The organism is Enterobacter sp. CRENT-193, assembly GCF_002787395.1.
In the GTDB taxonomy this organism is placed as follows: Bacteria; Pseudomonadota; Gammaproteobacteria; order Enterobacterales; family Enterobacteriaceae; genus Enterobacter; species Enterobacter hormaechei_C.
Window position 1 is genome coordinate 414,214 of sequence record NZ_CP024812.1, and the last position, 21,087, is coordinate 435,300.

The 21,087-nt window shown below is 55.7% G+C and carries 17 protein-coding genes; 6 read left to right on the forward strand and 11 right to left on the reverse strand.

From position 1 onward, the window contains the following. Positions 1–153 precede the first annotated feature (153 nt). Entirely contained in the window at positions 154–2,574 is a 2,421-nt protein-coding gene (plsB, locus tag CU081_RS02080) for a glycerol-3-phosphate 1-O-acyltransferase PlsB (protein WP_003860322.1), read from the forward strand. A gap of 89 nt (positions 2,575–2,663) precedes the next feature. Here plsB and ubiA read toward each other — a convergent pair whose 3' ends face one another. The 5 genes from ubiA to malK form a co-directional block, all read right to left on the reverse strand. After that, a complete protein-coding gene (ubiA, locus tag CU081_RS02085) occupies positions 2,664–3,533 on the reverse strand; it encodes a 4-hydroxybenzoate octaprenyltransferase (protein ID WP_003860324.1) in 870 nt (289 codons plus the stop codon). A 12-nt stretch (positions 3,534–3,545) separates the two neighbouring features. Next, complete coding sequence (ubiC, locus tag CU081_RS02090; RefSeq protein ID WP_003860326.1) at positions 3,546–4,043, reverse strand: chorismate lyase; 498 nt, start codon at positions 4,041–4,043, stop codon at positions 3,546–3,548. A gap of 172 nt (positions 4,044–4,215) precedes the next feature. Then, positions 4,216–5,154 (reverse strand): maltose operon protein MalM, encoded by a 939-nt coding sequence (gene malM, locus CU081_RS02095; protein ID WP_003860327.1) that lies wholly within the window; start codon positions 5,152–5,154, stop codon positions 4,216–4,218. Between the two features lie 114 nt (positions 5,155–5,268). After that, positions 5,269–6,579: a maltoporin gene (locus tag CU081_RS02100; RefSeq protein WP_026080558.1), complete on the reverse strand. Its 1,311-nt coding sequence runs from the start codon at positions 6,577–6,579 to the stop codon at positions 5,269–5,271. A gap of 42 nt (positions 6,580–6,621) precedes the next feature. Then, positions 6,622–7,731, reverse strand: coding sequence for a maltose/maltodextrin ABC transporter ATP-binding protein MalK (malK, locus tag CU081_RS02105; protein ID WP_003860329.1), 1,110 nt, complete (start codon positions 7,729–7,731; stop codon positions 6,622–6,624). Between the two features lie 371 nt (positions 7,732–8,102). Here malK and malE point away from each other — a divergent pair, with 371 nt between their 5' ends. The 3 genes from malE (at position 8,103) to malG (ending at position 11,864) form a co-directional block, all read left to right on the forward strand. Further along, on the forward strand, positions 8,103–9,293 hold the full coding sequence (malE, locus tag CU081_RS02115) for a maltose/maltodextrin ABC transporter substrate-binding protein MalE (protein WP_003860330.1): 1,191 nt from the start codon (positions 8,103–8,105) through the stop codon (positions 9,291–9,293). Positions 9,294–9,414: 121 nt separating this feature from the next. After that, positions 9,415–10,959, forward strand: coding sequence for a maltose ABC transporter permease MalF (gene malF, locus CU081_RS02120; protein WP_003860331.1), 1,545 nt, complete (start codon positions 9,415–9,417; stop codon positions 10,957–10,959). 14 nt (positions 10,960–10,973) lie between these two features. Then, positions 10,974–11,864, forward strand: coding sequence for a maltose ABC transporter permease MalG (gene malG, locus CU081_RS02125; RefSeq protein WP_003860332.1), 891 nt, complete (start codon positions 10,974–10,976; stop codon positions 11,862–11,864). Between the two features lie 96 nt (positions 11,865–11,960). Here the strand turns inward: malG and psiE are convergent, their stop codons facing one another. The 6 genes from psiE to pgi form a co-directional block, all read right to left on the reverse strand. After that, complete coding sequence (gene psiE, locus CU081_RS02130) at positions 11,961–12,371, reverse strand: phosphate-starvation-inducible protein PsiE (protein ID WP_000202963.1); 411 nt, start codon at positions 12,369–12,371, stop codon at positions 11,961–11,963. 162 nt (positions 12,372–12,533) lie between these two features. Then, positions 12,534–14,630 carry a YjbH domain-containing protein gene (locus CU081_RS02135; RefSeq protein ID WP_003860333.1) on the reverse strand — a complete coding sequence of 699 codons (2,097 nt, stop codon included), beginning with the start codon at positions 14,628–14,630 and terminating at the stop codon, positions 12,534–12,536. Continuing rightward, on the reverse strand, positions 14,630–15,367 hold the full coding sequence (locus CU081_RS02140; protein WP_039268679.1) for a capsule biosynthesis GfcC family protein: 738 nt from the start codon (positions 15,365–15,367) through the stop codon (positions 14,630–14,632). The genes CU081_RS02135 and CU081_RS02140 overlap by 1 nt, the downstream gene beginning before the upstream one ends. After that, a complete protein-coding gene (locus CU081_RS02145; protein WP_003860339.1) occupies positions 15,364–16,002 on the reverse strand; it encodes a YjbF family lipoprotein in 639 nt (212 codons plus the stop codon). Before CU081_RS02145 ends, CU081_RS02140 begins: the two co-directional genes overlap by 4 nt. Positions 16,003–16,065: 63 nt before the next feature. Then, the gene (gene yjbE / locus CU081_RS02150; RefSeq protein ID WP_003860341.1) at positions 16,066–16,308 is read right to left on the reverse strand and encodes an exopolysaccharide production protein YjbE; all 243 of its coding nucleotides are present in this window, start codon (positions 16,306–16,308) and stop codon (positions 16,066–16,068) included. A 366-nt stretch (positions 16,309–16,674) separates the two neighbouring features. Next, complete coding sequence (gene pgi, locus CU081_RS02155; protein ID WP_003860343.1) at positions 16,675–18,324, reverse strand: glucose-6-phosphate isomerase; 1,650 nt, start codon at positions 18,322–18,324, stop codon at positions 16,675–16,677. A 374-nt stretch (positions 18,325–18,698) separates the two neighbouring features. Between pgi and lysC the strand changes: the two genes are divergently transcribed. Both lysC and panS read left to right on the forward strand, forming a co-directional pair. Further along, the gene (gene lysC, locus CU081_RS02160; RefSeq protein WP_003860344.1) at positions 18,699–20,048 is read left to right on the forward strand and encodes a lysine-sensitive aspartokinase 3; all 1,350 of its coding nucleotides are present in this window, start codon (positions 18,699–18,701) and stop codon (positions 20,046–20,048) included. 93 nt (positions 20,049–20,141) lie between these two features. After that, complete coding sequence (gene panS, locus CU081_RS02165) at positions 20,142–21,086, forward strand: ketopantoate/pantoate/pantothenate transporter PanS (RefSeq protein WP_022650218.1); 945 nt, start codon at positions 20,142–20,144, stop codon at positions 21,084–21,086. Position 21,087: the final 1 nt, after the last annotated feature.

A 21,087-nucleotide genomic window follows, 5' to 3' on the forward strand; every position in this document is an offset into this window, starting at 1 on the left:
AAAAGAACCTTTTATGATAAATAGCGTCTGTAACTAAAGCCGCAGCGCGTTTTGCTGCAACCTGAAGTATGACGGGTAACAACAGAAATTTTGCGCGCTTTCTGTTATCCTTGCGCCGCAATTGCATTATTAACCAGAGGCTTTACATCGTTTATGTCCGGCTGGCCACGAATTTACTACAAATTACTTAATTTACCATTAAGCGTCCTGGTAAAAAGTAAATCTATCCCAGCAGAACCTGCGCTGGAATTAGGGCTCGATACGTCGCGCCCTATTATGTACGTTTTGCCTTATAACTCGAAGGCAGACCTGCTGACGCTTCGCGCTCAATGTCTGGCGCACGATTTACCTGACCCACTTGAACCGCTGGAAGTCGACGGTACGCTGCTGCCACGCTACGTGTTCATCCATGGCGGGCCGCGCGTGTTCACCTATTACACGCCGAAAGAAGAGTCCATTAAGCTGTTCCATGATTACCTCGATCTGCACCGCAGCAACCCCGATCTGGACGTGCAGATGGTGCCGGTGTCGGTGATGTTTGGCCGTCGTCCGGGGCGCGAAAAAGGGGAAGAGAACCCGCCGCTGCGTATGCTCAACGGCATTCAGAAGTTTTTCGCCGTCTCCTGGCTGGGACGCGACAGTTTTGTCCGCTTCTCACCTTCCGTTTCACTGCGCCGCATGGCGGATGAACACGGCACTGACAAAATCATTGCGCAAAAGCTGGCGCGCGTTGCGCGTATGCACTTTGCACGTCAGCGTCTGGCGGCCGTTGGACCACGTCTCCCGGCACGTCAGGATCTGTTCAACAAGCTGCTGGCTTCCAAAGCGATTGCCCGTGCCGTAGAAGATGAAGCGCGCAGCAAGAAAATTTCGCACGAGAAAGCGCAGCAGAACGCAATCGCGCTGATGGAAGAGATCGCCGCGAACTTCTCCTACGAGATGATTCGCCTCTCTGACCGTATCCTCGGCTTCACGTGGAACCGCCTCTATCAGGGGATTAACGTCCACAACGCCGAACGCGTGCGTCAGTTAGCGCACGACGGCCACGAGATTGTCTATGTGCCCTGCCACCGCAGCCACATGGACTACTTGTTGCTCTCTTACGTGCTCTATCACCAGGGGTTGGTGCCACCGCATATTGCTGCCGGTATCAACCTGAACTTCTGGCCAGCAGGCCCGATTTTCCGCCGTCTGGGTGCGTTCTTCATTCGTCGTACCTTTAAAGGTAACAAGCTTTACTCCACCGTCTTCAGGGAGTATCTGGGCGAGCTGTTCAGCCGCGGTTATTCTGTGGAGTACTTTGTTGAAGGCGGTCGCTCGCGTACCGGTCGTCTGCTCGATCCAAAGACCGGCACGCTGTCGATGACCATTCAGGCCATGCTGCGTGGCGGTACCCGTCCTATCACGCTGGTGCCGATTTACATCGGTTATGAACACGTGATGGAAGTGGGCACCTACGCGAAAGAGCTGCGCGGTGCAACCAAAGAGAAAGAGAGTCTGCCGCAGATGCTGCGTGGGCTGAGTAAATTGCGCAACCTCGGCCAGGGATACGTGAACTTTGGCGAGCCCCTGCCGCTGATGACATATCTGAACCATCATGTTCCGGAGTGGCGCGAGTCTATCGATCCTATCGAAGCGGTACGTCCGGCCTGGCTGACGCCAACGGTCAACGGCATTGCATCCGAGCTGATGGTACGCATCAACAATGCTGGTGCGGCAAACGCCATGAACCTGTGTTGTACTGCGCTTCTGGCCTCTCGCCAGCGTTCACTGACCCGCGAACAGCTGACCGAGCAGATTGACTGCTACCTGGATATCATGCGCAACGTGCCGTATTCCGTGGATTCGACCGTGCCGTCTGCCACCGCCAGCGAGCTGATCGATCACGCGTTGCAGATGAACAAGTTCGAAGTCGAGAAAGATACGATTGGTGACATCATCATTCTGCCGCGCGAGCAGGCCGTGCTGATGACCTACTACCGTAATAACATCACGCACATGCTGATGCTGCCGTCGCTGATGGCGGCCATTATTACCCAGCACCGCCGTATTTCGCGTCAGGAGCTGCTGCGCCATATTCAGGCCATCTACCCGATGCTGAAAGCGGAGCTGTTCCTGCGCTGGAGTAAGGATGAACTGGCGGCAGAGCTCGATAAAATGACGGCAGAGATGCATCGACAGGGGCTGATTACCATCAGTGATGATGAACTGCATATCAATCCGTCACGTTCACGTACCTTGCAGCTCCTGGCTTCCGGTGCGCGTGAGACGTTGCAGCGCTACGCCATTACCTTCTGGTTGCTGAGTGCAAATCCGTCCATCAACCGCGGTACGCTGGAAAAAGAGAGCCGGACGCTGGCCCAGCGCCTCTCCGTTCTGCATGGCATTAACGCCCCGGAATTCTTCGACAAAGCGGTATTCAGCTCCCTGGTGCTGACGCTGCGCGACGAAGGGTACATTAGCGATACGGGCGATGCCGAGCCGGAAGAGACGATGAAGGTTTACCAGATGCTGGCAGAGCTGATTACCGCGGATGTGCGTTTAACGATTGAGAGTTCGACGCAGGGCGAATGATGCTAAAGCCGGGTGACGCTAACGCTTACCCGGCCTACATGTTCCGCTAAATCGTAGGCCGGGTAAGGCGAAGCCACCACCCGGCTTTTTTATGACCAGTAACTCATCGCCAGGCCCAGAAACAGCACCAGCCCGACGTAGTTATTATTCAGAAACGCTTTAAAGCAGGCTTCACGCTCGCGCTTCGCGATCAGCTTCTGCTGATACGCAAACAGCAGCCCCGCCACCAGTACGGACCAGTAAAACTCCCATTTCAGCCCGTTCAGGCGACCAATCGCCACCATCAGCGCCAGCACCGCCACCTGTAATATGCCGATGATCAGCTTGTCGTGACGACCAAACAGGATCGCCGTCGATTTGATGCCAATCTTGAGATCGTCATCGCGATCGACCATCGCGTATTGGGTATCGTACGCAACGGCCCAGAGAATATTCGCCAGGAACATCAGCCAGCAGCTGAGCGGAACGGACTCGCTGACCGCGGCAAACGCCATGGGAATCGACCAGCCAAATGCCGCACCCAATACCACCTGCGGCAGATGGGTGTATCGCTTCATGAACGGGTAAACCCAGGCCAGCGCCAGAGCCGCAACGGACAGTAGAATGGTCATGGTGTTAAGGGTTAACACCAGCATGAAAGAGAGAAGCACCAGCACCACAAACAGAATGCGCGCCTCTTTCCCGGTCACCTGACCGCTCGGCAGAGGACGATTCGCGGTGCGCTTAACATGTCCATCAAATTTCCGGTCAGCATAGTCGTTGACCACACAACCCGCAGCGCGCATCAGCCAGACACCCGCCACAAATACCGCCAGGATCCACAGCGGCGGCACGCCCGGCGTGGCAACCCACAGCGCCCATAAGGTCGGCCACAGCAGCAGCAGCGCGCCAATGGGTTTATCAGTACGCATCAGGCGGTGATAGGCCAGCAGCTTATTCTGCGTCAGACTCCACTCCATTTTCTCTCCCTCTTAGTACAACGGCGATGCAGGCAAAAAGAGTTCCGTCAGTATTAACGGCTTGCCACTCAAACGAAGGCGGGAACGGCGCCCCCACAAATCGGCATCGCAACCAATTTCAATAAAATCACGGGTCAGTTCAGACGAGGTGAACAGATAGCGCCCCAGGGGCGTTTTGCCGAGGCGTTGCAATGCAAGCTCCGGCCCGGAAAGTGTAGACTCAGGAACCACCGTCCGCCCGGCAAGCCACGGCTCGCCATCTGCACAGAGTAAAATTTCACGCAGCCAGTAGCGTTCTTCCTGCGGCAGCAGCGGCAGCTCGCTGGCAATCTCCGCAGGCGAGACAAACCCTTCCTGAATCATCGTCACCGTGACCGTTTTACCCTGTTGCTCAAAACGTTTTGTCATGGAATCTTCCAGCAGCAGCCAGTCCAGTTGCTCCGGGTTAAGCGCGGGTATTTGGTCGAAATAGCGTAGCGCACGCAGCTGCGTTAGCGCGGGGTGTGACATGCCAGACTCTCCGATACATAACGTAAAGGCATTGTATCGCAGATTGGCAAAATGAGGACGGACAAACCAAATTTAGCGATCACTATCGCAACAATGGTGCAACTTAGCCAAAAAAAGTGCGCCCGCGAAGGCGCACCAAACGACTAACAAAATCAGCACTGTGGGGAGACGGTTACCCCTTGCCTTTTACACTGCTGATAAAGGTGGAACGGGCAGTGGTTGAACCTAAACGCTCGGCTTCATCAAGCAGTTTCAGCGCTTTATCGACATCGCCGTTTTTAACTGCCTGCTTGATGGCGTTGTTAAAGTACGTTTCAGTATCGTTAAGCACCGGCTCGGCTTTTTTCGCCGGGGCCGGAGCCGCGGCCGGTGTTGCGGCTGGCGCGGCATACACAGGCGCGGCAGTATTACCCACCGTTACCGGCCCCGGGCCAGATGAGCCAAACAGCGGGCCTACGAGTACGCTGGAGGCGCTGTTGGTGGAGACTTTCAGCTTGATCAGGCCGTCGGTAGTATGGCGAGCATGCGGATCCGGGATATCCGGGACAGCGTTACCGGTGCCTTTTGCGTAGGCTTTCGCCGGATCAACCAGCTTCGTTGTCTGTTGCAGATCTTTTTCAGTCGTGAACACCAGGACATAAATCTTCTGCTGACCCAGGGCTGGCGTCAGGCGCATAACGCCTTCCAGCCGATCGGCACTCATGACGCCAGGCTCCTGATAGCTGAAATAGTCGCTTGGGAAGAATGCGGATGGCGTCATGCTCTGATCGAGGATCAGCACGTTAGGCGCGAAGACGCTGGTCTGTTTATTGACTTCACTGGTTAACGTCAGGGTCAGCTCGCCGATATTCGCCGGCACGCTGAAAGCAGCAACCGGACCGCTGATACCCGGCACGTTCAGCGACTGACCGCCAGCGGCAAGCTGCGTGGTTTGCGTTTTCGACTGATCAACTGGCGTCCACACCAGTTGCTGAAGAGCCGCAGCCGGAATAGCTGGCGCAGCACTGGTATTTTGAGGAACAAAATTCACATCTGCATAGGTGAGCGCAGGCGCACAGGCCAACAGCCCCGCAGAGAGGCACAGCGCGACGAGACTTTTCTTCATTTTCATTGTTATTACCTCTGATAGCGTGAGCACTGCGGTGGCCAGGCAATAGCGCGCAGCACCCTAAGGAGAGAGGGGCTTACGCCCCTCTTTTCAGGTCATTACGTCAGGCTCGACGAATTACCACCAGATTTCCATCTGGGCGCCGAAGGTCCACTCATCGTTGTCGCCACGGCTGAAGGTTTTCGCGGAGGTGTCGCTATACGCTACGCCAGAGGTGTAACCTGCACCTGAGTCGTTGTTTGCATAGCCCCATTTCTCATCCCACTTCGCGTAGGTTGCGAAGACACGGATAGCCGGACGGGACCAGATGCTGTCGCCTGCCTGCCATTGCTGTGCCAGGGTGATTTTGTACTGGCTGTTTTTGTCGTCAGTTTTCTGAGACTTAACGTTGTCGTAGCCCACTTCCAGCAAGGTGCTCATGATCGGCGTCCATTTGAACATTGGACGAACACCCACGGTCCACCACTCGGTACCGTTGTTGTTGTCACGATCGATGTTCTGGTACATACCGACGTACATCAGGTCCCAACGGTCTGCCAGGGTGATTGCACCGTGGTCCAGCACGCGCCACATAGAGCCGTCGTTATCGATGCTGCCGCCCTGTGGAATACCTTTACCGTTAGAGGTCATGGAATCCGTACCGTATTGCAGTACGAACTTGTTGAATCCTTTCATCATGCTCTGGGTGTGTTCAGCGGTGAACAGCCAGCCATCTTTAGAGGCGCCAGGTTGCAGATAGTAGTCGTCAGGAATGTTGGTATGACCGTAGTCAACGCCCAGCTCCAGCGTACCGCCCGGGTTGGTTTCCAGACCGGCTAAACGGACGTCGAAGACATCGTTTGGTACCACGTTGTCATAAATACGGTCGCCGTTCGCATCACGATCGGCGAAGGTTGCAGAACCGCCGGACTCAGAAGAACGGGTCGCTGCCAGAGAGAGTTTACCAAAGCCCAGATCGATGTTTTCAATACCGGCACCAGGACCAGAGATATCCCAGTAGTAGAAGTCGATCATGTGTACGTCATGACGCTGATAGAAGCGCTTACCGGCCCAGATGGTAGAGCCTGGCAGCCATTCAATCAGGTTTTTACCCTGCACGTTAGCTTCACGGAAGGCCGGGCTGGTGGATTCCCAGTCATTCTGTTGAGAAACGGAGTACGCTACGTTGGTGTCGAAATAGAAGCTCTTGTCGCCTTCTTTCCACACTTCCTGGCCCAGTTTCAGTTCGGCGTAGGTTTCACATTCGTTACCGAGACGGTATTTACTTTGTGCGCCTGTTGCCTGGAAACATTGTTGTTCACCGCCACTTCCGGTCCAGCCAATGCCGGAACGAGCATAACCTTTAAAGTCTACGGCGCCCGCCTGGGCAGACAGGATGCCTGCCGCAATGGCGACAGCCAGAGGGACTTTGCGCAGAGTAATCATTATTCTATCTCCTGAGATCATTGCTTTTCTTTGTAATTGGAATGCTTAAACGCCTGGCTCTTTGTGCAACCGACGACATGCAGTGCCATCCTCACGGAACAGATGGCAACGCTCTGGCGGCAAACCGATAGCGAATGTGGCACCCTCTTCTACCAACACCACGTCATTCTGGCGGTAGACCAGGTTCTGACGGATGGCGGGGATCTGGATATGAATCTGTGTTTCGTGACCAAGCTGTTCGACGACCTGAACTTCACCTTCCAGCGTCACATCAGCGATGTGGCTCGGCAGTAAATGCTCAGGGCGGATACCGAGGGACATATTGGCCCCCACCTGTACGTTGGCGCTGTCGACCGGCAGCCAGACTTGCTGACGGTTTGGCAGCTCCACCTGTACCTGTTCGATTGCCGTCGCGGTCACTTTTACGGGCAGGAAGTTCATCTTTGGCGAGCCAATAAAGCCCGCAACAAAGCGGTCTGCCGGGTAGTGATACAGCTCCAGCGGTTTGCCCACCTGCGCCACGCGACCGGCATCCAGCACCACGATTTTGTCGGCCAGCGTCATCGCTTCGACCTGATCGTGGGTGACGTAAATCATCGTGCGTCCAAGGCGTTTGTGCAGACGGGAGATTTCGATACGCATCTGGACGCGCAGGGCGGCATCCAGGTTAGAGAGAGGTTCATCGAGCAGGAACACGCGCGGCTCGGCCACCAGCGTACGGCCGATCGCCACACGCTGACGCTGACCGCCGGAGAGCGCCTTCGGTTTACGCTCCAGCAGATGTGCCAGCTGAAGCACTTCCGCCACCTGGGTGACGCGCTGGTTAATGGTCTCTTTTTTCGCGCCGGCCAGCTTCAGGCCAAAGGACATGTTCTCGGCAACGGAAAGATGCGGATAAAGCGCATAAGACTGGAACACCATGCCCACGCCGCGTTCTGCTGGTGGGATGTCGTTCATTCGGGTATCACCAATAAATAAATCGCCACTGGTGATGGTTTCAAGACCGGCAATCATACGCAGCAGAGTCGATTTACCACAGCCTGATGGACCCACGAACACCACAAATTCACCTTCGTGGATGTCCAGATTGATGTCTTTTGACACCACTACGTCGCCCCAGGCTTTCGTTACATTACGCAGCTGTACGCTCGCCATGCCCTTCTCCCTTCGTTACAACCTGTCACCGACAGAAACATTCAAGATAAGTTCACTATGCGTGTTCCATTACTTTCGTGAATCCTCCACCCCCCGGCTTTTTTATGGGGGAGGAGGCGGGAGGATGAGAGAGCAGGCTCTGCGACCGCAGCTGAGGGGCCGAGGCGAAAATCGTGAAGCGGCCTGCAAAATTCAGTGGGTTTTTATGTGCGCCAGCACTCATAACTTAAATTTATGTTACAGGGATCACACAAACAGGGGGTGGGGCGTAGGGACTGGGAGGATGGAAAGAGGATGTCAAATAAGGAGACTGAGTCACGTTGAACCACCTTATGTATCCACGAGCACATCACCAATAAAGGATGGCAGATATGAAGATCAAGACTGGCGCACGCGTTTTCGCATTGTCCGCCCTCGCAGCAATGATGATTTCCGCACCGGCTCTCGCCAAAATTGAAGAAGGTAAGCTGGTTATCTGGATTAACGGCGACAAGGGCTATAACGGTCTGGCCGAAGTGGGCAAAAAATTCGAGAAAGACACCGGTATCAAAGTTACCGTAGAGCACCCGGACAAACTGGAAGAGAAGTTCCCGCAGGTTGCGGCAACGGGCGATGGTCCGGACATTATCTTCTGGGCGCATGACCGTTTCGGGGGCTACGCGCAGTCTGGCCTGCTGGCAGAAGTTACGCCAGACAAAGCCTTCCAGGACAAACTGTTCCCGTTCACCTGGGACGCCGTTCGCTATAACGGCAAGCTGATCGCATACCCAATCGCGGTTGAAGCCCTGTCACTGATTTACAACAAAGACCTGGTGCCAAACCCACCGAAAACCTGGGAAGAGATCCCTGCTCTGGATAAAGAGCTGAAGGCGAAGGGTAAATCCGCTCTGATGTTCAACCTGCAAGAACCGTACTTCACCTGGCCGCTGATTGCTGCCGACGGCGGCTACGCGTTCAAGTTTGAAAACGGCAAATATGACGTGAAAGACGTGGGCGTGGACAGTGCGGGCGCGAAAAAAGGTCTGACCTTCCTGGTTGACCTGATTAAGAACAAACACATGAACGCGGATACTGACTACTCCATCGCGGAAGCGGCGTTCAACAAAGGCGAAACCGCGATGACCATCAACGGTCCGTGGGCCTGGACCAACATCGACAAGAGCAAAATCAACTACGGCGTGACCCTGCTGCCAACCTTCAACGGCAAACCGTCTAAACCGTTCGTGGGCGTGCTGAGCGCAGGCATCAACGCCGCCAGCCCGAACAAAGAGCTGGCGAAAGAGTTCCTCGAAAACTACCTGCTGACCGATCAGGGTCTGGATGAAGTGAACAAGGACAAACCGCTGGGCGCCGTTGCGCTGAAATCCTTCCAGGATCAGCTGGCGAAAGATCCACGTATTGCGGCCACCATGGATAACGCCCAGAAAGGCGAAATCATGCCGAACATCCCTCAGATGGCTGCATTCTGGTACGCCACCCGTACCGCCGTCATCAACGCTGCAAGCGGTCGCCAGACTGTCGATGCCGCGCTGAAAGATGCTCAGGGTCGTATTACTAAGTAAGTCTGAAAAACGGCGGGTGGCGCATGCGCTTACCCGCCCTACGACTACGGCACGATCCGTAGGTCAGGTAAGCGCAGCGCCACCTGACGATAAGTTTCCACCGTTGTAGAGGAAGAACCCCATGGATGTCATTAAAAAGAAACACTGGTGGCAAAGCGACGCACTGAAGTGGTCAGTGATAGGTCTGCTGTGTCTGCTGGTGGGTTACCTTGTTGTTTTAATGTACGTGCAAGGGGAATACCTATTCGCCATCATGACGCTGATTTTAAGCTCGGTTGGCCTGTATATTTTCGCCAACCGTAAAGCGTATGCCTGGCGCTATGTTTACCCGGGCGTTGCCGGGATGGGGCTGTTTGTCCTCTTTCCGCTGATCTGCACCATCGCGATTGCCTTTACCAACTACAGCAGCACCAACCAGCTCGCGCAGGAGCGTGCCACCCAGGTGCTTCTGGACCGTTCTTATCAGGCGGGTAAAACTTTTAACTTCGGCCTGTATCCTGCGGGTGATGAGTGGAAGTTAGCGCTCACTGACGGTGAGAGCGGCAAAACCTATCTTTCCGACGCGTTCAAATTTGGCGGTGAGCAGAAGCTGACCTTAAAAGAGGCTGCGGCCCTGCCGGAAGGTGAACGTGCCAACCTGCGTATCATCACCCAGAATCGCCAGGCACTGACCCAGCTCACCGCCGTACTGCCAGACGAAAGCAAAGTGATCATGAGCTCGCTGCGCCAGTTCTCCGGCACCCAACCGCTCTATACCCTGGCGGATGACGGCACGTTGACCAACAACCAGAGCGGCGTGAAGTACCGCCCGAACAACGATATTGGTTTCTATCAGTCGGTGAATGCCGACGGCAGCTGGGGGGATGACAAACTCAGCCCGGGCTATACCGTCACCATCGGCTGGGACAACTTTACCCGCGTGTTTACCGACGAAGGCATTCAGAAACCGTTCTTCGCCATCTTCGTCTGGACGGTGGTCTTCTCGGTGCTGACCGTGATCCTGACCGTGGCCGTGGGCATGGTGCTGGCCTGCCTCGTGCAGTGGGAGTCCCTGAAGGGCAAAGCGATTTACCGCGTGCTGCTGATTCTGCCGTATGCCGTACCGTCGTTTATCTCGATTCTGATTTTCAAAGGGCTGTTTAACCAGAGCTTCGGTGAAATCAACATGATGCTGAGCGCGCTGTTCGGCATTAAACCGGCCTGGTTCAGCGACCCGACCACCGCTCGCTCGATGATTATCATCGTGAACACCTGGCTGGGCTATCCGTACATGATGATCCTGTGCATGGGGCTGCTGAAGGCCATCCCGGACGACCTGTACGAAGCCTCGGCGATGGACGGCGCGGGTCCGTTCCAGAACTTCTTCAAAATTACCCTGCCGCTGCTCATTAAGCCGCTGACGCCGCTGATGATTGCCAGCTTCGCCTTTAACTTTAACAACTTCGTGCTGATTCAACTGTTGACCAACGGTGGTCCGGACCGTCTCGGTACGACTACGCCAGCAGGCTATACCGACCTGCTCGTGAGCTACACCTACCGCATCGCCTTCGAGGGCGGCGGCGGTCAGGACTTCGGCCTGGCGGCGGCGATTGCCACCCTGATCTTCCTGCTGGTTGGCGCCCTGGCGATTGTGAACCTGAAAGCCACACGTATGAAATTTGACTAAGGAGGGCACTGAACATGGCAATGGTACAACCCAAATCTCAGAAACTGCGCCTCCTCGCGACGCACTTAGGCCTGCTGATTTTCATCGCGGCGATCATGTTCCCGCTGCTGATGGTTATCGCCATCTCCCTGCGTTCGGGGAACTTCGCCACCGGGAGCCTGATCCCTGACGAAATCTCCTGGGAGCACTGGAAGCTCGCGCTGGGCTTCAGCGTGGAACACGCGGATGGCCGCGTCACGCCGCCGCCGTTCCCGGTGCTGCTGTGGCTGTGGAACTCGGTGAAGGTGGCAACCATCACAGCCATCGGCATCGTGACGCTCTCGACCACCTGTGCTTACGCCTTCGCCCGTATGCGTTTTCCGGGCAAAGCGACCCTGCTGAAAGGGATGCTGATTTTCCAGATGTTCCCGGCCGTACTGTCGCTGGTGGCGTTATATGCCTTGTTTGACCGTCTGGGCCAGTACGTGCCGTTCATCGGCCTGAACACTCACGGCGGCGTGATCTTCGCCTATCTCGGCGGTATCGCCCTGCACGTGTGGACCATTAAAGGCTATTTCGAAACCATCGACGGCTCGCTGGAAGAAGCGGCGGCACTGGATGGCGCGACACCGTGGCAGGCGTTCCGCCTGGTGCTGCTGCCGTTGTCGGTGCCGATTCTGGCGGTGGTGTTTATTCTGTCGTTTATCGCGGCGATCACCGAAGTACCGGTCGCCTCTCTGTTACTGCGCGATGTAAACAGCTACACCCTGGCCGTCGGTATGCAGCAGTACCTCAACCCGCAAAACTACCTGTGGGGCGACTTTGCCGCGGCGGCCGTCCTCTCTGCCATCCCGATTACCGTGGTGTTCCTGCTGGCCCAGCGCTGGCTGGTCAACGGCCTGACGGCGGGCGGTGTGAAAGGTTAAGTTTCATTTGTTATGCCACTGCAACCCTCAACTTTAGACGTATTGTATTGAACCAACTTGTGACTGTTGTTAGGCGCTCTTCGGAGCGCCCTTTTTTTATTCGCGTTTTAGCCGCTTTGAGTTGCACAGCCAGAGGGTGATCACCAGCAGCAGGATCGCCGCCGAGTAGATCAGCACGTCGAGCGGGGATTTATGATCGACGATGATCAGCCGCACAATGGCGGTGATGCCAATGTAGACAAAATAGCGCAGCGGGAAGTGAAAGCCGGACTGAAAGTACTTCACAATCAGGGCGATAAATTCAAAGTAGAGAAAGTAGACCACCAGGCCTTCCACCAGTGCGTATTTGCTGGTTTGCTCAGGAGCAAAGAGCACATCCGCCAGATGCACCGTCTCTTTACCCAGAAAAACGACCAGGATCAGGCCAAGGCTCAGCAGACCGAGGTTCAGTACGGTCTGGAGTATCGTTGAGATAAACTCAACGCGCGGACGAGTCAGGGATGTCATACAGCACCTCATTCTCCAGGGCGAGGTTCCTGTATAACGCAAAAATGTGACGGGGATCTATATTTTTTGTTTATGTTTGGCGCATTCGCCCGGTGGCGCTGCGCTTACCGGGCCTACAAAAACCGTAGGCCGGGCAAACGCAGTGCCGCCCGGCGTGAAGCATCAGCGGAAGTTAATGTTCTTATCGCTGGTCATATCATACAGCTGGAATTTACGTCCAAGCTGCTGACCGCCGTCGCGCGTCAGCGGCGTCCAGCCCACTGCCGCACGGCTGCGGGTTGGGCCTGATGAGAACAGATCCAGCGGAATCGACACGTACACCCCTTTGGTGAAGTCCCCTTCCCCGTACTCGTCTGGCGAAACGTTGGTGATGGTGGCATAGCCGCCCACCACAACGCCGCTGTCAAAGTGTTTGGAGATATCCAGCGTGCCGCCCTTATCACCCGCCAGATACTGGCCGACGCTGGCTTTCACCAGCACGTCCTGCGCGAACGACGGCGTCCAGTAGGCGGTCAGGTGGCCGGTTTTGACGCTGTAGTCGGTGAACTTCATCATGTCCTGCGCGCTGCGCCAGTCACGCTGTTTCACGTAGTTGGCATCAACCCCAAACGCCCAGTTGCTGTCGACAGGACGATAAAGCACTTCTGCCCCGGCGCCGCCGAACATGGTTTCCAGATAGCCACCGTAAACCTGGCCGTAGAAGCCATTGCCGAAGTACTGGAAGTAGTTGGCCTGGAGGTTATTCACGTAGATATCGTTCTGCACATATTCGCGAACGCGGGTACGCACGCGCGGCAGTTTTGAATCGTTCGGCGGGTTGGTGTAGTTAAATTTGTCGTAGTTGTTGGCAATGTTGCCGAACAGACTACCGGTGGTCAACAGGTGGTCGGTCACCCACAGATCCGCCGTCGCCATCGCGCCCAGCTGATACATGTAGAAGTTTTCCGGCCCACCCACGGACTGGTTCAGCACCGGATCGATATGGAAATCGAAGCGCGATTTATCGATATACCAGCCCTGCTCGGTGGTTTCCGGCACCACCGGCTCAACGCGTTTTTGCACCAGCTCGGTTTCATGCCCGAGCGGTTCGCCTTCAAGATGACGCTTAAGGCTGGCAACATCGGTTTCGGTGGTGACCTGCGGCAGATTCAGGCGGTTCTCCGTCACGCGGATCGTGCGGATCCCCTCCGGCAGATCGTTCATGACGATCCGGTTGGCGCGCTCGATCCCTTCGCGGGAGTCGCGGTATTTCACCTGCTCGCCGGTAACATACAGCGTATCGCCTTTGGTCTGGATCTTCGGATCCGCCAGGCCCGCGTTATATTTCAGCAGCGTCAGCTGGTTCGCTACCACGGAGTGCTGAATGATCGCATCCTGCGGCTCCGGCTGATATTTTGGCCGCGGGTTGTCATTATAGTGCGGCCGCATGTCGTTAAAGTTAGTGCGCAGGGTAAAGCCAAACATCAGGGTATTACCGCGCTCATAGCTGAGGTTAACGTCGGCCCAGTCGGTGACGCGGTAAATGGCGCCGACGTTAAACTTGCTCTTCTGCTCAATTTTGCCGGCAAAATCTTCGCTGTAGTTATTACCTTCGTACTCCAGCTTCAGGCGCAGCGGCTGCCATGGCGTTTGATACTCTACACCACCAAACAGCGAGGCCGGGCCGTGGAACATCTGGTCGCCGTTGATGGAGCCCGCTTTCTGGTAGCTGTTATCACGGTAGCAGTATTTATCACTGTAGGAGCAGAACGGATTTTTGACGTTGCCGCTGGTACCCAGATAGCCCCATCCCAGACCGAGTGAGAAATCAAACGGTCCCCAGGCTTTGCTGGCCACGATGTATTCCGCGTCAAACAGGCCGGTCCCGCCAATGTCTTTCGCACCAACGGAGACCTGCGGCATCCAGTAGCTCTCTTCCCACAGGCGCAGCTTCACGTCGAAGGCTTTGTCTTTGTAGGTCTGATCGCCGGAGAAAGCGTCTACGCTGCTGTACTGTTTTGTACGCACGTCGGTGTAGCGCAGCGTGGTCTCCAGCCAGGGGAACAGCTGCACGGACGCAGAGTAGTAACGGTACTGATCGTTATCGCGATAGTTAAGGCTGATTTCCCCCTCGCGGGCCATACGCGCGGTTGGGGTTTGCAGTAAGCCCACGCCGCCAAAATCGGACTGCGACGGGCCGATGGGTGCCGGATACGTTTCTGCATGACAGGCGGCACTCACGCACAGTGCAAGCATGCTGTAGAGATAGGTTTTTTTCATTATTCCGGTATCCGCTGTATCAGGGAGCGAAGGATATCGGCATTAAGCCCGTCATACGCTTTCGTCCAGAAATGGTCGGCAAAACCGACAAAAATGATGCTGCCCGGCATAGGTTCGATATGGCGTTTATTCCAGTAAGCCACCGGCGCTTTCTGCGTATGCCCGTCCGGATAGACCACCCAGGCATAGCTTTTATCCGCTCCGCTGAGCAGACTTTGCTCGTCGAGATAGCTCGCCACGTCCCGGCCCGGCGTAAACGGCTTTTTGCCAGGGCTGCTGAGAAGCCCCATCACGGTGACGGTGGAAGGCTGAGCCGGAAGCCACAGGGTATAGTCCCCTTCCAGCGACGGATTGCCGTTTTCCGCGACACGCACTTCGTTGGGATCGAGATTCACCTTCTGGCGCCCCGTCACCTTAACCGCCTGAAGCTGCTGACGCAGGCTAGTAATAGCCGCGGCATCGTCGGCATCTTCCTGTTGTGCCAGCCCGCTCAGTCGGGCGAGCAGCGCCTGATGTTTTTGTTCCGCTACAATCGTCGCCTGACGCTCGCTGATAACCGCCCCGGTCCACCAGCTTTTCGCCAGCCTCGGCTGCCCCACCAGATCGAGCAGATGCCCGGCATTGGTTAAGGTTTTAGGTTTTTCGCTGTCCGGGGTGTAGACCTGTACCGTTCCCGCAGACCACGCCAGCGGCGAGGCCAGGCTGGCGAGAAACGCAATGTGGATGAACATTTTCATGATTTCGCCGCCTTGATCAGGGTGGTCTTCACCGGGAAGAATCCGGCACCGAGATACTGTAAGGACTGGCGGATTTGCCCCTCTTCGTCCACCCAGAAGCGGTTATGCCAGGTGGCCTGATCGGTTGTCACCTCTTCATCCAGCACGCGCACCTGCGTTTCGTCGCTGCCCACTTTGACACTATCCGTACCGTCCCAGCGGAAGGTGGAGCGGGCCGTGGCGTAGCGCACCTGTTTGTGCTCGGTCCAGCCCATCGTGCGCGTCCAGCTTGCGCCATCGACAATCTGATTCGGCTTGATGAGCGGATCTTCAGCCAGGTTGTTCACCTCAAGCAGGTTGTCGCCGCCGAGCAACGTTTTCACGATGCGGGAATGCTGCGTCACGATGGTGGCCTGATCCTGCGTCACCCATTTCTGCTGCCCGTTTTCATCGAAAGCGAGCACCACAAACAGTTGCGGACCATCGTTTAGCTGCATGTACTGGCTGGCATACGGCATGTTCTGAAGTTCGTCATCGGTCAGATGCACGCCCGGCGTGCCGAACATGCTGTCCCACAGTGAGTGGCCCAGCCCTTTGGTGGTAGCTGAGCACGCCTGCAACAGCAGGCAAATCAGGATGATTGCAGGTCGCTTCACGACTCTTCTCCGAAGGGGCGAAATAACCACACCGAAGTGTGGTTATGATTAAAACACCCGGTATTACTGGGTGCTGGTCGTCGTAGTGGTCGTGGTTCCGGTATTGGAGCCATCACCGCCACCGGTTGCCGCCAGCGCGACACCCACGGCTGAACTTACGGCGCTGGTGCTGGCTGCGGTAGAACTCCCCGCAGACGCAGACGTCGCTGCCGACCCTGCTGCTTCCCCGACCTGGACCGGAGCTGCATAGACAGACGTCGCCGCAAGCGCAGATATGGCAAAAATGCCATACAGTACTTTCTTCATAACAATTTCCCTTCAATGAATGAATGGAGATTTGCCCGAAAAGAAATTCAGGCGGATTCGAGTATACACAACTAAAGCAGTGGGTTTACCGTGGGGGTAAATAGGGATGAGGTTTTCAGACTAATGGTTAAAAATGGAAGGAAAAAAGAATCAAGCAAATATATAATCAATATAAATCAATAAGTTATAATATAAGAACATTAAAGCATCACTCCGTATTTTCTTAAAATAAACCTCAGCAATTAACGGGGTTACCGTCTTTTTCGGATTAAACTCAGATTCAGAATTTGAGATAACTAACAGACATCAGGAATTATCCGATAAAAAAATGCCGGCATATCGCCGGCATTGTTCATGACATATTTATTACGCACGCCAGGCTTTATAACGGTTAATCAGACCATTGGTGGAGCTGTCGTGGCTGTCGATCGCTTTATCGTCACCCAGCTCTGGCAGAATGCGGTTTGCCAGCTGTTTGCCCAGCTCAACGCCCCACTGGTCAAAGGTGAAGATGTTCAGAATAGCGCCCTGAGTGAAGATTTTGTGCTCGTAGAGGGCAATCAGCGCCCCCAGGCTGAACGGCGTGATTTCGCGCAGCAGAATGGAGTTAGTTGGACGGTTGCCTTCGAACACTTTAAACGGCACCACGTGCTCCAGCGTTGCCGGATCTTTACCCTGATCACGGTACTCCTGCTCAACCACCTCGCGGGATTTACCGAACGCCAGCGCTTCGGTCTGGGCGAAGAAGTTAGACAGCAGCTTCGGATGGTGGTCTGACAGTGGGTTGTGCGTAATCGCCGGGGCGATGAAATCGCACGGTACCATTTTGGTGCCCTGGTGGATCAGCTGGTAGAACGCGTGCTGACCGTTGGTGCCCGGCTCGCCCCAGATGATTGGGCCAGTCTGGTAATCCACCGCGTTGCCGTTACGGTCAACGTACTTGCCGTTGGATTCCATGTTGCCCTGCTGGAAGTAGGCCGCAAAGCGGTGCATGTACTGGTCGTACGGCAGAATCGCTTCGGTTTCAGCGCCGAAGAAGTTGTTGTACCAGATCCCGATCAGCGCCAGCAGTACCGGCAGGTTTTTCTCAGGCGCGGTGGTGGAGAAGTGTTTGTCCATCGCGTGCGCGCCGGAGAGCAGCTCAACGAAATTGTCGAAGCCGACGGACAGAATGATGGACAGGCCGATTGCAGACCACAGAGAGTAGCGGCCGCCAACCCAGTCCCAGAACTCGAACATGTTCGCCGTATCAATGCCGAACTCGCCTACCGCTTTACCGTTGGTGGACAGCGCCGCAAAGTGTTTCGCCACGTGCTTTTCGTCGCCCGCGGTTTTCAGGAACCAGTCGCGCGCGCTGTGGGCGTTGGTCATGGTTTCCTGAGTGGTGAAGGTTTTAGACGCCACCAGGAACAGCGTGGTTTCCGGGTTCACCTTTTTCAGCACTTCAGCGATGTGGGTCCCATCGACGTTGGACACGAAGTGCATGTTGAGGTGGTTTTTGTACGGGCGCAGCGCCTCGGTCACCATGAACGGGCCGAGGTCAGAGCCGCCGATACCGATGTTTACGACGTCGGTGATCGCTTTGCCGGTGTAGCCTTTCCAGCTACCTGAGATGATCGCTTCGGAGAAGGTTTTCATCTTTTCCAGCACCGCGTTCACTTCCGGCATCACATCTTTGCCGTCAACGATAATTGGAGTATTGCTACGGTTGCGCAGCGCCACGTGCAGCACGGCACGGTCTTCGGTGCGGTTGATCTTCTCACCGGAGAACATGGATTTGATGGCATCTGCCAGTTCAGTCTCTTTCGCCAGATCTTGCAGCTTCGCCAGCGTCTCTTCGGTGATACGGTTCTTGGAGAAATCCACCAGCATCAGGTCATCGAAGGTGGCGGAAAACTTGCTGAAACGATCGGCATCTTTCGCGAACAGATCCGCGATGGTGACGTCTTTCATTTCATCAAAATGTTTCTGTAGTGCCTGCCATGCAGCGGTCTGCGTTGGGTTGATGTTTTTCATAGCAATACTCTTCTGATTTGAGAATTGTGACTGCGGTCGATTGTAGCGCCTGCAAATAAAAATTGTGATGGTTTTTATGCCATTGCCCTGGTCTGCATCAAACGCAGGTGAAAAGACCCGAAAAGTATAGCTGCTGTCGCGCCCTTCCGGCGTGGCGAAATGTTGGTCAAAAAGGGGTAAAAAGGAGCATAAAATATGGGCCTGTTATAAGTCCTGTTTCTGAGGGGTACCCCCCCATGAAAAATCCGCATAATCCCAGCATTGACAGGACCTCCCCCGCATTTTATTTATAGGGCCGTATTTTGCGCCTGCACCTGTTCTCGCTTCATTCTTGTGCCAAGGTCGCTCTATTCATTCCCTGACACGAGGTTGTTATGACGAGTTTTGTGGTCGCCAAGTTTGGCGGCACCAGTGTGGCAGACTACGATGCCATGAACCGCAGCGCCGATGTGGTGCTGGCCGATCCGAATACCCGCCTGGTGGTACTTTCCGCCTCAGCCGGCGTGACGAACCTGCTGGTTTCTCTGTCTGAAGGACTGGAAGCGACCGAGCGTTTCGTGAAGCTGGATGCACTGCGCAAAATTCAGTTCGACATTCTCGAGCGTCTGCAAAACCCGAACGTCATTCGTGAGGAAGTGGAACGCCTGCTGGAAAATATCACCACTCTGGCCGAAGCCGCGTCGCTGGCAACCTCTACCGCCCTGACCGATGAGCTGGTCAGCCACGGTGAACTAATGTCTACCCTGCTGTTCGTTGAGATCATGCGCGAGCGCAATATTCAGGCGCAGTGGTTCGACGTGCGTAAAGTCATGCGCACCAGCGACCGCTTTGGCCGCGCCGAGCCGGACGTGGAAGTCCTGGCTGAGCTGACTAACCAGCAGCTTGCCCCGCGCCTGGATGAAGGCATAGTGATCACCCAGGGCTTTATCGGCAGCGAAGCCAAAGGGCGCACAACCACGCTGGGCCGTGGCGGTAGCGACTACACCGCCGCCCTGCTGGGTGAAGCCCTGCACGCCACCCGCGTGGATATCTGGACGGACGTGCCGGGAATCTACACCACCGACCCGCGCGTGGTCTCTGCGGCAAAACGTATTGACGTGATCGCCTTTGAAGAAGCGGCTGAAATGGCCACCTTCGGCGCGAAAGTGCTGCATCCGGCCACGCTGCTGCCCGCCGTGCGCAGCGACATTCCGGTCTTCGTTGGCTCAAGTAAAGATCCAAAGGCGGGCGGGACGCTGGTCTGCAAGAAAACCGAGAACCCGCCGCTGTTCCGCGCGCTGGCCCTGCGTCGTAAGCAGACGCTGGTTACCCTGCACAGCCATAATATGCTGCATTCCCGCGGCTTCCTGGCAGAAGTGTTTGGCATCCTGGCGCGCCACAATATCTCTGTAGATTTGATTACCACTTCTGAAGTGAGTATTGCGCTGACGCTGGACACCACCGGTTCAACCTCAACGGGTGATACCCTGCTGACGCAGTCGCTGCTGATCGAGCTTTCCGAGTTGTGCCGTGTGGAAGTGGAAGAAGACCTGGCGCTGGTGGCCATCATCGGCAACAAGCTGTCGCGCGCCTGTGGCGTGGGTAAAGAGGTGTTCGGCGTGCTCGACCCGTTCAATATCCGCATGATCTGCTACGGTGCATCCAGCTACAACCTCTGCTTCCTGGTCCCTGCCGATCAGGCCGAGCAGGTCGTGCAGAAACTTCATCAGAATTTGTTTGAATAAAATTCGTTAGCACGTTAAACAATATCGATAAGCCGGGCACAGACCCGGCTTTTTTATAACAAAACAACACGACAATACTGCAAGGAATTCACTATGCTCTCCGCTATCACCCGGCTGTTCCCGTTATGGGCGCTGCTGCTCTCTGTACTCGCGTATTACACTCCTGCCACGTTCACGGGCATTGGTCCGTGGGTCACCACGCTGCTGATGCTGATTATGTTCGGCATGGGCGTGCATCTGAAAATTGACGATTTCAAACGCGTGCTGTCTCGCCCGGCGCCGGTTGCCGCAGGGATTTTCCTGCACTACCTGGTGATGCCGCTCGCGGCCTGGCTGCTGGCGATGGCCTTTAAGATGCCGCCCGACCTTTCCGCCGGGATGGTGCTGGTGGGGAGCGTTGCCAGCGGCACGGCATCTAACGTCATGATCTATCTGGCGAAAGGCGACGTGGCGCTTTCCGTCACCATCTCGTCCGTTTCCACGCTGGTGGGCGTGATTGCCACGCCTCTGTTAACCCGCCTGTATGTCGACGCGCATATCCAGGTGGACGTGATGGGCATGCTGCTCAGCATCCTGCAAATCGTGGTGATCCCGATTGCGCTGGGGCTGGTGATCCACCATCTCTTCCCGCGGGTGGTGAAAGCGGTTGAGCCGTATCTGCCCGCGTTTTCGATGATCTGCATACTGGCCATTATCAGCGCCGTGGTAGCCGGTTCCGCATCGCACATTGCTTCGGTGGGCTTTGTGGTGATCGTCGCGGTTGTGCTGCATAACACTATTGGTCTGCTGGGCGGTTACTGGGGCGGGAAGCTGTTTGGCTTTGACGAATCCACCTGCCGCACGCTGGCGATCGAAGTGGGGATGCAGAACTCCGGCCTGGCGGCGGCGCTGGGTAAAATTTACTTCTCACCGCTGGCAGCGCTACCGGGGGCGCTGTTCTCCGTCTGGCATAACCTGTCCGGTTCGCTGTTAGCAGGGTACTGGTCCGGTAAGCCGATTGATGACCAACCGAAAAAAGATGCGGTGAAACAGGGTTAAT

Excerpts from the sequence above, each read along its gene's own strand:
- plsB (WP_003860322.1), top strand. The coding sequence starts at position 154 with ATGTCCGGCTGGCCACGAATTTACTACAAATTACTTAATTTACCATTA.
- ubiA (WP_003860324.1), bottom strand. The coding sequence starts at position 3,533 with ATGGAGTGGAGTCTGACGCAGAATAAGCTGCTGGCCTATCACCGCCTG.
- ubiC (WP_003860326.1), bottom strand. The coding sequence starts at position 4,043 with ATGTCACACCCCGCGCTAACGCAGCTGCGTGCGCTACGCTATTTCGAC.
- malM (WP_003860327.1), bottom strand. The coding sequence starts at position 5,154 with ATGAAAATGAAGAAAAGTCTCGTCGCGCTGTGCCTCTCTGCGGGGCTG.
- malK (WP_003860329.1), bottom strand. The coding sequence starts at position 7,731 with ATGGCGAGCGTACAGCTGCGTAATGTAACGAAAGCCTGGGGCGACGTA.
- malE (WP_003860330.1), top strand. The coding sequence starts at position 8,103 with ATGAAGATCAAGACTGGCGCACGCGTTTTCGCATTGTCCGCCCTCGCA.
- malF (WP_003860331.1), top strand. The coding sequence starts at position 9,415 with ATGGATGTCATTAAAAAGAAACACTGGTGGCAAAGCGACGCACTGAAG.
- malG (WP_003860332.1), top strand. The coding sequence starts at position 10,974 with ATGGCAATGGTACAACCCAAATCTCAGAAACTGCGCCTCCTCGCGACG.
- psiE (WP_000202963.1), bottom strand. The coding sequence starts at position 12,371 with ATGACATCCCTGACTCGTCCGCGCGTTGAGTTTATCTCAACGATACTC.
- CU081_RS02135 (WP_003860333.1), bottom strand. The coding sequence starts at position 14,630 with ATGAAAAAAACCTATCTCTACAGCATGCTTGCACTGTGCGTGAGTGCC.
- CU081_RS02140 (WP_039268679.1), bottom strand. The coding sequence starts at position 15,367 with ATGAAAATGTTCATCCACATTGCGTTTCTCGCCAGCCTGGCCTCGCCG.
- yjbE (WP_003860341.1), bottom strand. The coding sequence starts at position 16,308 with ATGAAGAAAGTACTGTATGGCATTTTTGCCATATCTGCGCTTGCGGCG.
- pgi (WP_003860343.1), bottom strand. The coding sequence starts at position 18,324 with ATGAAAAACATCAACCCAACGCAGACCGCTGCATGGCAGGCACTACAG.
- lysC (WP_003860344.1), top strand. The coding sequence starts at position 18,699 with ATGACGAGTTTTGTGGTCGCCAAGTTTGGCGGCACCAGTGTGGCAGAC.
- panS (WP_022650218.1), top strand. The coding sequence starts at position 20,142 with ATGCTCTCCGCTATCACCCGGCTGTTCCCGTTATGGGCGCTGCTGCTC.